Origin of the sequence: Burkholderia sp. 28_3, from assembly GCF_003253915.1 — a bacterium.
GTDB lineage: Bacteria > Pseudomonadota > Gammaproteobacteria > Burkholderiales > Burkholderiaceae > Burkholderia > Burkholderia cenocepacia.
In genome coordinates, this window is the sequence record NZ_QKZF01000001.1 from 124,409 (window position 1) to 136,646 (window position 12,238).

The window sequence follows — 12,238 nt, forward strand, 5'->3', positions numbered from 1 at the left end:
TTCTTCCGTCAACTCCATCGCCATGCGGCGAATCCCGTCATGAACAAACGAATGTCTGCAGCAGGGTGGATCCTGATCGCGATGGCAGCCGGCATCCTGGTCGGCTACCTGATCTACACGCAGCTTCCCGACAAGCAATCGGCCGCGGAAATCGCCGGCTACATCTCGCTCGTGTCCGACGTGTTCCTGCGGCTGATCAAGATGGTGATCGGCCCGCTGGTGTTCTCGACGCTCGTCGTCGGCATCGCGCACATGGGCGATGCGTCGTCGGTCGGGCGCGTGTTCGTGAAGGCGCTCGGCTGGTTCGTCACCGCGTCGCTGATCTCGTTGCTGCTGGGGCTGCTGATGGCGAACCTGCTGCGGCCCGGCGAGAACCTCGGGCTGCCGCTGCCGGACATCGGCGCGTCCGCGCATCTCGCGACGTCCAAGTTCACGCTGAAGGATTTCGTCGGCCACATGGTGCCGAAGTCGATCGCCGAGGCGATGGCGAACAACGAGATCCTGCAGATCGTCGTGTTCTCGATGTTCTTCGGCGTCGCGCTCGCCGCACTCGGCGAGCGCGGCAAGATCCTGGTCGCCGCGATCGACCAGCTCGCGCACGTGATGCTGAAGATCACCGGCTACGTGATGAAGCTCGCGCCGCTCGCGGTGATGGCCGCGATGGCGTCGACCGTCGCGATCAACGGGTTGTCGATCCTGCTGAAGTTCGCGGTGTTCATGGGCGACTTCTACGCGAGCCTCGTGCTGCTGTGGGCCACGCTCGTCACGGCCGGGCTGCTGTTCCTCGGTCGCCGCGTGTTCAAGCTGCTCGTGCTGATCAAGGAAGCGTTCATGCTGTCGTTCGCGACCGCGAGCTCGGAAGCCGCGTATCCGAAGATCCTCGACGCGCTCGACCGGTTCGGCGTGCGCCGCAAGATCTCGAGCTTCGTGATGCCGATGGGCTATTCGTTCAACCTCGACGGCTCGATGATGTACTGCACGTTCGCGACGCTGTTCATCGCGCAGGCGTACGACATCCACCTGTCGCTCGGCACGCAGGTCACGATGCTGCTGATCCTGATGCTGACGTCGAAGGGGATGGCCGGCGTGCCGCGCGCGTCGCTCGTCGTGATCGCGGCGACGCTGCACCAGTTCAACATCCCGGAAGCCGGGCTGCTGCTGATTCTCGGTGTCGACACGTTCCTCGACATGGGCCGCTCGGCCACCAATGCGGTGGGCAACTCGATCGCCAGCGCGGTGGTCGCGAAGTGGGAAGGCGAGCTGATGTCGGAGTCCGAAGCGCACGCGCATGCCGCGCATCTCGATGCCGAACTCGAACGGCAGAACGGCGACCCGGCCTATGGCGCCGGTCAGGCCACGTCGACCTGACGGTCAGGCCGCGAGCGCTTCGTCGATGCACGCCGCGAGCACCATCGCGGCGGCGTTGCCCGGCGTCGAGCCGAGCAGTTGCGGCGCGTAGACGCTGTCGCCGATCTCGATCGCGCGCCCCGACAGCGCGCACACGCCGCGCTTGCGCGTCGTGAACAGGCGCCACTTCTGGTAGCCGTAATGTCCGGTGCATGCATCGCACCACGAAATCATCACGGTGTCGGGCGTGGGCCGTTCGAGCACGCTGATGGTCGGCTTGCTCGTCGCGTCCCACGACGGCAGCCGGTCACGCGTGACGCTGCGCCGTCGCGGCCCGCTCCACGAAACGGACGGCATGTCGAAGCTGCCGATTGCGGCGACGGTCATGAGCCAGGGCGCTACACGATTGTTCATGTCTCTGTTCCTCGAAACGTTGCGCGGTGCCGCGACACGCGGCATCACGACAGGCGGATGCGCGGCTGCACCCAGCCGTTGATCCGTTCGGCGATCCACAGCAGGGTCGCCTTGGAGAAACCGTGCAGCGCCTGCTGGTGCCGCCGGTAGAGCATCAGGTGGCTGAACTGCGCGAAGCGGCCCTGGATGAAGCCGCCGCGGAAGAATCCGAACTGCCCGAGCGTGCCGAACGCGTCGTAGTCGCTGATCGACACCAGCGCGCCGAAATCGTGGAACGCGAACGGCGGAATCGGCGTGCCGTCGAGCCACGCGGGCAGATGCTTCGCGAGATGCTCGGCCTGCTGCGTCGCGACCTGCGCGGTCGGCGGCAGCGGCCGTTCGTGGCCGTCGGGCAGCAGGCTGCCGCAATCGCCGATCGCGAACACGCGCTCGTCGCCGGTCGCCTGCAGCGTGGGGCCGACGACGATCTGGTTCGCGCGGTTCGTGTCGAGCCCGCCCAGCGCCTGCATGAAATCGGGCGCCTTCACGCCGGCCGCCCACACCATCAGGTCCGCTTCGGCGAACGAACCGTCGCCGTAGTGGAAACCGTTCGCGTCGGCGGACGTGACGCGCGTCGACGTGAGTACGCGAAAACCGATCTGTTCGAGCCGCCGCTGGGCCGACGCGGAAATCCTCGGCGGAAACGCGTTGAGGATGCGCGGGCCGCTTTCGAGCAGCGTGAGTTGCAGTCGCTCGCGCACCGTGTCGTCGCCATAGGCCTGCGCGACTTCCAGCAAGCGGCTCAACTCCGCCGCGAGTTCCACGCCCGTCGCCCCCGCGCCGACGATCGCGACGCGAAACGGCTCGTCGCGCGCGATGCTGCGGAACACGCGCATCCGCAACGCTTCGTTGAAGGTCTCGGCCTGCTGCTGGCTGTCGATGAAGTAGCAGTGCTCGCGCACGCCGGGCACGCCGAAATCGTTGGCCTGGCTGCCGAGCGCGAGGATCAGCACGTCGTATTCGAGTTCGCGTGCGTCGATCACGACGCCGCTGTCCTGCGAGCGGATCTCGCCGAGCTGCACGCGGCGGCGTGCGCGATCGAGCCCCTTCAGTTCGCCGGGCTGGTACGTGTAGCCGTGGTCGCGGGCATGGGCGAGGAAGATCACCTGCTGCTGCTGGACGTCGCGCGTGCCGGCCGCGATCGTGTGCAGCATCGGCTTCCAGATGTGCGTCGGACTGCGATCGACGACCGTGATCTGCGCCCGCCCGGAGCGGCCGAGACGCTCGCCCAGGCGGGTCGCGAGCTGCAGCCCGGCGATCCCGCCGCCGACGATGACGATGCGTGTAGGGGTTGTCATGGATAAATCATCACGTGATGAATAAGGTATGATCCTAGCGCTTCCCGGCTCCGCGTGTCAACGGAGCGGGGCAGGCCGCCCGCTTCCGGTACGTGAAACCGGGGACCGAGCACGGGCATTCGAATCGTTCAAGGAGCAGGAAAAACGTGGCAGAAGTCACTGAGCGCGCACCGTCGAAGCGGCGTACGCGCGGACGGCCGCTGGCGGATGCGTCCGTCGGCCCGGACGTGATATTGCGGGCCGCGCGCCGCACGTTCGCGAAGCGCGGCTACGACGCGACGAGCGTGCGCGAAGTCGCGCGCGAGCTGGGCATCGATGCGGCGTTGATCGCCCATCACTTCGGTACGAAGGAAACGTTGTGGCTGGCCGTCGTCGAGCAGATCGTCGAACTGGCCGAACCGATGTTCGACGCGCTGCGTGCGTTGCGCACGTCGCCGCTGCCGCATCGCGACCGCGTGCGGCGCGCGCTCGAGCTGTGCGTCGATCACGAATTCGCGGAGCCGGATATCGGCATGTTCTTCTCGACCGCGGCGACGGAGGAAGGCGGGCGGCTCGATCGACTGCAGGAGCGGATCGTGCGCCCGTATCACGATGCGATGTTTCCGCTGCTGGCGGATGCGGTCGAGGCCGGCACGATCCGGCAGGTCGATCCGAACGTGCTGTTCTTCATGATCGCGAGCGCGATCGGCACGACGGTGTCGTACAGCCACATGATGCTGGAGTTCACGTCGTTGCCGACGCGGCCGGAGGCGTTCCGGCAGGCCGTGCTCGGCGTCGCGTTCAACCTCATCGGCGACTGAGCGCCGCGCGCGACGCGCGCGGTCACGTCGCGGCGACCAGCCCGAGTTCGCGCACCGCGTTGCGCGCGCTCTCGCGCAGCGCGTCGACGAGCGGCGACGGCGTGCGGTACGCGAGCGCCAGTTCGTATGCGAGCGGGCTGCCCGCATCCTTCAGTTCGCAGAACGTAATGCCTTGCGGCTGCATCGGCACGAACAGGCGCGGCATCAGCGCGACGCCGATGCCGCCCGCGACGAGCCCGGCCGTCGTCTGCATCTGGCGCGGCTGCTGGACCACGCGCGGCGCGAAGCCCGCCTGCGCGCACGCCGTCACGATCAGCGCATGCATGCCGGGCCCGTGGTGCGCGGCGAACATGACCCACGGTTCGTCCGCCAGCTCGGCCAGCGCGACGCGGCGGCGGCGCGCGAGCCGGTGGCCGTCGGGCAGCGCGGCGACCATCCGGTCGCGCAGCAGCGGCTCGACGTGCACGTCGCCGGCATCGGCCACCGGCAGCACGACGAGGCCGGCGTCGGTGCGGTCCTGACGCAGCGCGAGCACCTGCTCGGCGGTCGTGCCTTCCTCGAGCTGGAAATCGACGTTCGGATGCCATGCCTGGAATGCCCGCAGGATCAGCGGCAACAGCGCGTTGACGGTGCTGTCGACGAAGCGCAGCCGCAGCGTGCCGCCGAGGCCGGCGCCCGCGCGGCGCGCCACGGCCACCGCGCGCTCGGCCTGTTCGAGCGTGCGCCGCGCTTCGAGCAGGAAGGCTTCGCCGGCCGGCGTGAGCCGCGAGCCGCGGTTGTCGCGTTCGAGCAACGCGACGCCCACTTCGTCCTCGAGCTTGCGGATCGCCGCGCTGAGCGGCGGCTGGGCCATGTGCAGCCGCTCGGCCGCGCGCCGGAAACTGAGCGTTTCGGCGACCGCGATGAATTGCCGGAATTGGCGCAGATCGATCATGCGATACCTTCCATGTATCAGTAGATCATCGAATTCGTATTTTACCTATCACCCTGCGTTACCGAGAATGGGGTTGTCATTCACCATCGAGATTCGGGAGGGCAGGTCATGACGGGCAATGAACAGCAGCGAACGGCGATCGTCACGGGCGGGTCGAGCGGGATCGGCTTCGCGATCGCGCACCGGCTGGTGCAGGACGGGTATCGCGTCGCGATCGTCGGGCGCGACGGGGCGCGGCTGGCGGCGGCCGTCGCGCGTCTCGGCGGCGCGGCGATCGGGCAGGCCGGCGACCTCGGCGTGCGGCGCGAAGCGGAAGCGGCGGTCGCTGCGATCGTCGCGCGCTGGCCGCGCATCGACGTACTGGTCAACAACGCGGGGCTGACCGGGCGCGTCGGCGCGGATACCGAAGCGGCCGAGGCCGAGTCCGTCTGGGACGCGGTGCTCGACGCGAACCTGAAAAGCCTGTTCCTGACGACGATGGCCGTGCTGCCGCACCTGGCCGAGTACGCGGCGCGCATCGTCAACATCGGCTCGATCGCGGCGCGCGCCGGCAGCCTGTTGCCGGGCGGCCTTGCGTATGCGGCCGCGAAGGCCGGCGTCGAAGGCTTCACCGTCGCGCTGGCACGCGAACTCGGGCCGCGCGGCGCGACGGTCAATACGGTCGCGCCCGGCTATATCGCGGATACGCGTTTCTTCGGCGACGGCGGGGTCGCGCCGGCCATCGCGGCGACGATCCGCGAGCAGACGCCGGTCGGCCGCGCGGGGCAGCCGGACGACATCGCGGACGCGGTCGCGTGGCTCGCCGGGCCGCGCGCGTCGTTCGTCACGGGCGCGACGATCGCGGTGAACGGCGGCTGGCGCGTCGGGTGATGCAGCGCGTGCCCGGCCGGCGCGTCATTCGCAATCGGTCGGCGGCTTGTCGCCGAGCCAGCGCCGCGCGCCGGGCCCGTTGCGGCCCGCGCGGTCTTCCGGGTTGGTCAGCTTGCAGCGTTTCAGCGACAGGCAGCCGCAGCCGATGCATTCGTCGAGGTTGATGTAGAGTCGCTGCAGCTCCTCGATCCGGCTCGCGACGCGCTGCTTCCAGCCGCGCGACAGCCGCTGCCAGTCCTTGTTGCTCGGCGCGGTGTCCTCGGGCAGGCTGACGAGTTGCTCGGCGATTTCGTCGAGCGAATAGCCGATCTTCTGCGCGAACACGATGAACGCGATCAGCCGCAGCACCGCGCGCGAATAGTGGCGATGGCTCGAGCCGTTGCGGTGCGACTTGATCAACCCGCGCGTCTCGTAGAAACGCAGCGTCGACGCCGGCACGCCGCTGCGCGCGGCCACTTCGCGGATCGACATCAGCGGCCATTGCGGGGTTTCCTGGATACCCATGACGCCCTCCGGGAAAGCTTGACTTGAAGTTAACTTCAACTTTTATGCTACGCGGCAGTTTAACCCGTCGCGAGGCATCATGCTCTCCTTTTCCCTACGCAGGACGTCGCCTTTGGGCGCGGCTTGCGCCCTGTTGCTGGCGTTGTCGGGCTGTCACGACGGCAAAGGCACATCGTCGGCTCATCCCCTTCCCGAAGTCGGCGTCGCCACCGTTGCGCCACGCACCATCCGCCTCGCGGACGAATTCAACGGGCGCGTCGAAGCGGTCGACGCGGTCGAACTGCGGCCGCGCGTCAGCGGCTATCTGCAGCGCGTCGCGTACAAGGAGGGCGATGTGGTCGCGCAGGGCGCGCTGCTGTTCGAGATCGATCCGCGGCCGTACCGGATCGCGCTCGATCGTGCGAATGCGCAGCAGCAGCGCGCGCGTGCGGCCGCGAGCCTCGCGAACGTGCAGCTCAAGCGCGTGCAGACGCTGATCGATGCGCATGCGACGTCGCAGGAAGAACTCGACAACGCGCGCGCCGCCGCCGAGCAGGCGCGCGCCGATCTGCAGGCGGCCGATGCGGCCGTGGCCGACGCGAAGCTCAATCTCGGCTTCACCGAAGTGCGCGCGCCGATCGCGGGCCGTGTCGGCCGCGCGGTCGCGACCGTCGGCAACCTCGCACGCGCGGACGACACGCTGCTGACGACCGTCGTGTCGCAGGACCCCGTCTACGTGTATTTCGATTGCGACGAGCAAAGCTACCTGCGCTACAACGCGCGGCGCGCCGATCCGAAGCATCGCGCGATCGGCGCCGATCCGGTGCGCGTCGGCCTCGCGAACGAAACGGGCTTTCCGCATGCGGGCACCGTCGATTTCCTCGACAACCGGCTCGATCCGCAAACCGGCACGATCCGCGCCCGCGTGCGGCTGCCGAATGCGGACCATACGTTTACGCCGGGCCTGTATGCGCGCGTGCAGCTCGTCAGCGGCCGCGACCAGGATGCATTGCTGGTCGACGACAAGGCCGTGCTGACCGACCAGGACCGCAAGTACGTCTACGTGATCGGCCCCGGCGACAAGGCGTTGCGCCGTGACGTGACGATCGGCCGCGAGCTCGACGGCGAGCGGATCGTCGAGAAGGGGCTGCAGTCGGGCGACCGAGTGGTGGTCGACGGCGTGCAGCGCATCTACTATCCGGGCGCGCAGGTCAAGCCGAAGGCGCTGCCCGCGCGCGCCGACGCGGGCAGCGCCACGCAGGCGCTCGCCGATGCCGGCGCGCCTGCCGCGCAATGACGGGAGCGAGACGATGGATTTCTCCCGTTTCTTCATCGACCGGCCGATCTTCGCGGTCGTGCTGTCGATCGTCATCTTCGCGCTCGGCCTGATCTCGATTCCGATGCTGCCGGCCGGCGAATATCCGGAAGTCGTGCCGCCGAGCGTCGTCGTGCGTGCCACGTACCCCGGCGCGAACCCGAAGGAAATCGCCGAGTCGGTCGCCGAACCGCTGGAAGAGGCGATCAACGGCGTCGAAGGCATCATGTACATGAAGTCGGTCGCCGGGTCGGACGGCAGCCTGCAGGTCGTCGTCACGTTCCTGCAGGGCGTCGATCCCGACACGGCCGCCGTGCGCGTGCAGAACCGCGTGAGCCAGGCGCTGTCGCGCCTGCCCGACGAGGTGCGGCAGTACGGCGTGACCACGCAGAAGCAGTCGCCCACGCCGCTGATGTACGTGAGCCTCTATTCGCCGGACAACAGCCGCGATTCGCTGTACCTGCGCAACTACCTGACGCTGCACGTGAAGGACGAACTGTCGCGGCTCACCGGCATCGGCGACGTCGGCGTGTACGGCTCCGGCGACTACGCGATGCGGCTGTGGCTCGACCCGAACCGGCTCGCGTCGCGCGGGTTGACCGCGAGCGACGTGATCGCGGCCGTGCGCGAGCAGAACGTGCAGGTGTCGGCCGGCCAGCTCGGCGCGGAGCCGTCGCCGAAGAAAAACGACTTCCTCGTGTCGATCAACGTGCGCGGCCGCCTGCGCACGGTGCAGGAATTCGGCGACATCGTGCTGCGCAACGGCGACGACGGCCAGGTGGTGAAACTGTCCGACGTCGCGCGCATCGAGCTCGGCGCGGGCGACTACACGCTGCGCTCGTATTTCAACGACAAGCATTCAGCCGTGGTCGGCATCTTCCTGTCGCCGGGCGCGAATGCGCTGGACGTCGCGAAGGCCGTGTACGCGAAGCTCGACGAGCTGTCGAAGCGCTTCCCGCCCGGCGTCGCGTACCGCCCCGTGTGGGACCCGACGGTGTTCGTGCGCGAATCGATCCGCGCGGTGCAGCACACGCTGATCGAGGCCGTGGTGCTGGTCGTGCTCGTCGTGATCCTGTTCCTGCAGACCTGGCGCGCGTCGATCATTCCGCTCGTCGCGGTGCCGGTGTCGGTGGTCGGCACGTTCGCGTGGCTCTACCTGCTCGGCTATTCGATCAATACGCTCACGCTGTTCGGGCTCGTGCTCGCGATCGGCATCGTCGTCGACGATGCGATCGTGGTCGTCGAGAACGTCGAGCGCAACATCGCGCAGGGGTTGAGCCCGCGCGATGCCGCGCACCAGGCGATGCGCGAGGTGTCGGGGCCGATCGTCGCGATCGCGCTCGTGCTGTGCGCGGTGTTCGTGCCGATGGCATTCATGTCGGGCGTCACCGGCCAGTTCTACAAGCAGTTCGCGGTGACGATCGCGATCTCGACGGTGATCTCCGCGATCAACTCGCTGACGCTGTCGCCCGCGCTCGCGGCGAAGCTGCTGCGTCCGCACGGCGCGCCGAAGGATGCGTTGACGCGCGGGCTCGATCGCGCATTCGGCTGGCTGTTTCATCCGTTCAACCGCTTCTTCGAGCGCAGTTCCAACCGCTACCACGGCGTCGTCGGGCGCACGCTGAAGCGGCGCGGCGTGGTGTTCGCCGTCTATGCGGCGCTCCTCGCGGCCACCGCGCTGCTGTTCAACGCGGTGCCGGGCGGCTTCATCCCGGTGCAGGACAAGCTTTACCTGTTCGCGGGCGCGAAGCTGCCGGAAGGCGCATCGCTCGCGCGCACCAGCGCGGTGACCGAGCAGATGACGAAGATCGCGCTCGGCACCGACGGCGTCGAGATGGTGCCGGCGTTCGCGGGGCTGAACGCGCTGCAGGGCGTGAACACGCCGAACATCACGAACTCGTACGTGATCCTGAAGCCGTTCGACCAGCGTCACCGCAGCGCCGCGCAGATCAACGCGGACCTGAACGCGCGCTTCGCGGCGATCGACGGCGGCATCACCTATGCGCTGATGCCGCCGCCGATCCAGGGCCTCGGCAACGGCTCCGGCTACTCGCTGTACCTGGAGGATCGCGGCGGGCTTGGCTACGGCGAATTGCAGAAGGCGCTCGGCGCGTTCCAGGCCGCGGTCGCGAAGACGCCGGGGATGAGCTATCCCGTCAGCTCGTACCAGGCGAACATTCCGCAGCTCGAGGTGAAGGTCGACCGGCTGAAGGCGAAGGCGCAGGGCGTCGCGCTGACCGATCTGTTCAATACGTTGCAGGTGTATCTCGGCTCGATGTACGTGAACGACTTCAACGTGTTCGGCCGCGTGTATCGCGTGATGGCGCAGGCGGACGCCGGCCACCGGCAGACGGCCGCCGACATCGCGAACCTGCGCACGCGCAACGCGAAGGGCGAGATGGTGCCGATCGGCTCGATGGTGACGGTCGGGCCCGCGTACGGCCCCGACCCGGTGGTCCGCTACAACGGCTATCCGGCCGCCGACCTGATCGGCGACGCCGATCCGAAGATGATGTCGTCGTCGCAGGCGATCGCGAAGCTGCAGCAGATCGCGAAGGAGGTGCTGCCGCCGGGCATCACGCTCGAATGGACCGACCTCAGCTATCAGCAGGTCACGCAGAGCAACGCGGCGATCGTCGTGTTCCCGCTCGCGGTGATGCTGGTGTTCCTGGTGCTTGCGTCGTTGTACGAGAGCTGGACGCTGCCGCTCGCGGTGATCCTGATCGTGCCCGTGTGCATGTGCGCGGCGCTGTTCGGCGTGTGGCTGTCCGGCGGCGACAACAACGTGTTCGTGCAGGTCGGCCTGGTCGTGCTGATGGGGCTTGCGTGCAAGAACGCGATCCTGATCGTCGAATTCGCGCGCGAACTCGAGATCCAGGGCAAGGGCGTGGTCGAAGCCGCGCTCGAGGCGTGCAAGCTGCGGCTGCGTCCGATCGTGATGACGTCGGTCGCGTTCATCGCGGGCTCGGTGCCGCTGCTGATCGGCAGCGGCGCGGGCAGCGAGGTGCGGGCGGCCACCGGCATCACCGTGTTCGCCGGGATGCTGGGCGTCACGCTGTTCGGGCTGTTCCTGACGCCCGTGTTCTATGTGGCGATCCGCAAGCTCGCGGGCGGCACGCCGGCCGTCTGGAGCGAACAGCACGGCACCCTCGAAGGAGAAAACCGATGAGCGCCGCGTTCCGTCTTTCCGCGCTCGCGATGTCGGTGACGCTCGCCGCATGCGCGGTGGGCCCCGATTTCAAACGGCCCGACACCGCCACCGCCGCGCGGTTCGCGCGCGACGCCCACCCGGCGACGCAGCACGATGCGGCGCCGGCCGATACGGCGCCCGAGACGCCGCCCGACGCGTCGGCTGCCGCCGATGCCACGTTCTGGCGCGGGTTCGGCGATCCGACGCTGACGCAGTTGATCGATGCCGCGCTCGCCGCGAATCAGGACCTGCAGGTCGCCGTATCGCGCTACGACGCATCGAATGCGCTGCTGTCGCAGGCCACGTTCGACCGCTATCCGACGATTACCGCGAGCGGCCAGATCGGCCATCGGTTGATGAGCAAGGACCAGGCGTTCGGTGCGCCGCGCAGCCAGCGAGATGCGCCGACGTCGAGCGTCGGCATCAATGCCGCGTGGGAACTCGACCTGTTCGGCCGGGTGCGCCGCTCGATCGAGTCGCAGCGCGCGGAAACGGCGGCCAGCGCGGCCGACGTGCGCGCGGTGCGCGTCGCGATCGCGGGCGAGGTCGCGAGCACGTACGTCGATCTGCGCGGCTCGCAGGAGCGCTTGCGGATCGCCCGCGAGAACGCCGACAACCAGAAGCAGACGCTCGCGCTGATCAATGCGCGCGTCGGCGCGGGACGCGGCTCCGAACTGGATGCGGCGCGCGCGCGTGCGCAGTACGAATCGACGACCTCGCGGATCGCCGTGTACGAAGCCGCGATCGGCGTCGACGAGCATCGGCTCGCGGTGCTGACCGGGCAGACGCCGGATGCGCTGATCGGCCGGTTCGACCTGCCGGGGACGGCCGCGTCGACCGGCACGCCGGTGCTGCTGCCGGCGCTCGCGGCCGACATCGATCCCGGCACGCCGGGCGAGCTGCTGCGCCGCCGGCCCGATGTCGCGGCCGCCGAGGCGCGGCTGCATGCGGCGACCGCGCGCGTCGGCGTCGCGACCGCCGACCTGTTCCCGCGCTTTACGCTGTCGGGGCTGCTCGGCAGCGCGACGAGCAGCTACGGGTTCTTTCGCGCGGGCAGCGACACGAACCTGATCGCGCTCGGCATCGACTGGTCGTTCCTCGACGTCGGCCGCGTGCGCGCACGGATCGCCGCGAGCGACGCGGAAGCGGCCGGCCAGCTTGCGCAGTACCGGCAGACCGTGCTCGGCGCGCTGGAGGAAACCGAGAACGCGCTGCTGCGTGTCGCCCGCACGCGCGACGAGACCGCGCACCTCGTGCGCGCGGCCGACGACAGCGCGCGCGCCGCGCAGCTCGCGCAGGCCCGGTTCTCGGCCGGCGCGATCGACTACTACGAAGTGCTGGACGCGCAGCGGACGCTGCTGCAGGCGCAGGACGCCGCGGCCGACGGGCGGATGCGCAGCGCGGCATCGACGGTCGCGCTGTACAAGGCGCTCGCGGGCGGCTGGCCGTCGGGCACGGGGCAGGGCGCGCCCGGTCCGCTCGCGCGGTCGGGGCAGTAGCGCCGGCGGCGCGGCAGGCCGATGCGATGCAGCCTGCCGCGCGCCGCAT

Annotated in this window: 10 protein-coding genes; 6 read left to right on the top strand and 4 right to left on the bottom strand. The window is 68.9% G+C overall.

All coding sequences use genetic code 11. The annotated features are described in order from the left end of the window. Positions 1 to 39: 39 nt before the first annotated feature. Positions 40 to 1,368: a dicarboxylate/amino acid:cation symporter gene (locus tag DFS13_RS00570; RefSeq protein WP_034202158.1), complete on the top strand. Its 1,329-nt coding sequence runs from the start codon at positions 40 to 42 to the stop codon at positions 1,366 to 1,368. A gap of 3 nt (positions 1,369 to 1,371) precedes the next feature. On the opposite strand, the gene DFS13_RS00575 is transcribed toward DFS13_RS00570, so the two are convergent. After that, positions 1,372 to 1,761 carry a DUF3331 domain-containing protein gene (locus DFS13_RS00575; protein ID WP_034202159.1) on the bottom strand — a complete coding sequence of 130 codons (390 nt, stop codon included), beginning with the start codon at positions 1,759 to 1,761 and terminating at the stop codon, positions 1,372 to 1,374. A 44-nt stretch (positions 1,762 to 1,805) separates the two neighbouring features. Continuing rightward, positions 1,806 to 3,098: an NAD(P)/FAD-dependent oxidoreductase gene (locus DFS13_RS00580; protein ID WP_034202160.1), complete on the bottom strand. Its 1,293-nt coding sequence runs from the start codon at positions 3,096 to 3,098 to the stop codon at positions 1,806 to 1,808. A gap of 146 nt (positions 3,099 to 3,244) precedes the next feature. Here DFS13_RS00580 and DFS13_RS00585 point away from each other — a divergent pair, with 146 nt between their 5' ends. Further along, positions 3,245 to 3,898: a TetR/AcrR family transcriptional regulator gene (locus tag DFS13_RS00585; RefSeq protein WP_034202161.1), complete on the top strand. Its 654-nt coding sequence runs from the start codon at positions 3,245 to 3,247 to the stop codon at positions 3,896 to 3,898. Positions 3,899 to 3,920: 22 nt separating this feature from the next. On the opposite strand, the gene DFS13_RS00590 is transcribed toward DFS13_RS00585, so the two are convergent. Then, complete coding sequence (locus DFS13_RS00590; RefSeq protein WP_111441274.1) at positions 3,921 to 4,832, bottom strand: LysR family transcriptional regulator; 912 nt, start codon at positions 4,830 to 4,832, stop codon at positions 3,921 to 3,923. A 108-nt stretch (positions 4,833 to 4,940) separates the two neighbouring features. On the opposite strand from DFS13_RS00590, the gene DFS13_RS00595 reads away from it, so the two are divergent. Next, positions 4,941 to 5,702, top strand: coding sequence for an SDR family NAD(P)-dependent oxidoreductase (locus DFS13_RS00595; protein WP_034202163.1), 762 nt, complete (start codon positions 4,941 to 4,943; stop codon positions 5,700 to 5,702). A gap of 24 nt (positions 5,703 to 5,726) precedes the next feature. On the opposite strand, the gene soxR is transcribed toward DFS13_RS00595, so the two are convergent. Continuing rightward, positions 5,727 to 6,206, bottom strand: a complete 480-nt coding sequence (soxR, locus tag DFS13_RS00600; protein WP_006485131.1) for a redox-sensitive transcriptional activator SoxR — start codon at positions 6,204 to 6,206, stop codon at positions 5,727 to 5,729. A 79-nt stretch (positions 6,207 to 6,285) separates the two neighbouring features. Here soxR and DFS13_RS00605 point away from each other — a divergent pair, with 79 nt between their 5' ends. From DFS13_RS00605 to DFS13_RS00615, 3 genes are read left to right on the top strand one after another with little or no spacing between them, the layout of a single operon-like run. Next, entirely contained in the window at positions 6,286 to 7,482 is a 1,197-nt protein-coding gene (locus DFS13_RS00605; protein ID WP_034202164.1) for an efflux RND transporter periplasmic adaptor subunit, read from the top strand. Positions 7,483 to 7,495: 13 nt separating this feature from the next. Further along, on the top strand, positions 7,496 to 10,669 hold the full coding sequence (locus DFS13_RS00610) for an efflux RND transporter permease subunit (protein WP_034203328.1): 3,174 nt from the start codon (positions 7,496 to 7,498) through the stop codon (positions 10,667 to 10,669). Continuing rightward, positions 10,666 to 12,189 carry an efflux transporter outer membrane subunit gene (locus DFS13_RS00615; protein ID WP_034202165.1) on the top strand — a complete coding sequence of 508 codons (1,524 nt, stop codon included), beginning with the start codon at positions 10,666 to 10,668 and terminating at the stop codon, positions 12,187 to 12,189. The genes DFS13_RS00610 and DFS13_RS00615 overlap by 4 nt, the downstream gene beginning before the upstream one ends. Positions 12,190 to 12,238: the final 49 nt, after the last annotated feature.

What these genes read in the sequence shown, in the direction of transcription:
- DFS13_RS00610 (WP_034203328.1), top strand. Translation starts at nt 7,496, where the DNA reads ATGGATTTCTCCCGTTTCTTCATCGACCGGCCGATCTTCGCGGTCGTG.
- DFS13_RS00605 (WP_034202164.1), top strand. Translation starts at nt 6,286, where the DNA reads ATGCTCTCCTTTTCCCTACGCAGGACGTCGCCTTTGGGCGCGGCTTGC.
- DFS13_RS00575 (WP_034202159.1), bottom strand. Translation starts at nt 1,761, where the DNA reads ATGAACAATCGTGTAGCGCCCTGGCTCATGACCGTCGCCGCAATCGGC.
- DFS13_RS00590 (WP_111441274.1), bottom strand. Translation starts at nt 4,832, where the DNA reads ATGATCGATCTGCGCCAATTCCGGCAATTCATCGCGGTCGCCGAAACG.
- DFS13_RS00595 (WP_034202163.1), top strand. Translation starts at nt 4,941, where the DNA reads ATGACGGGCAATGAACAGCAGCGAACGGCGATCGTCACGGGCGGGTCG.
- DFS13_RS00615 (WP_034202165.1), top strand. Translation starts at nt 10,666, where the DNA reads ATGAGCGCCGCGTTCCGTCTTTCCGCGCTCGCGATGTCGGTGACGCTC.
- DFS13_RS00580 (WP_034202160.1), bottom strand. Translation starts at nt 3,098, where the DNA reads ATGACAACCCCTACACGCATCGTCATCGTCGGCGGCGGGATCGCCGGG.
- soxR (WP_006485131.1), bottom strand. Translation starts at nt 6,206, where the DNA reads ATGGGTATCCAGGAAACCCCGCAATGGCCGCTGATGTCGATCCGCGAA.
- DFS13_RS00570 (WP_034202158.1), top strand. Translation starts at nt 40, where the DNA reads ATGAACAAACGAATGTCTGCAGCAGGGTGGATCCTGATCGCGATGGCA.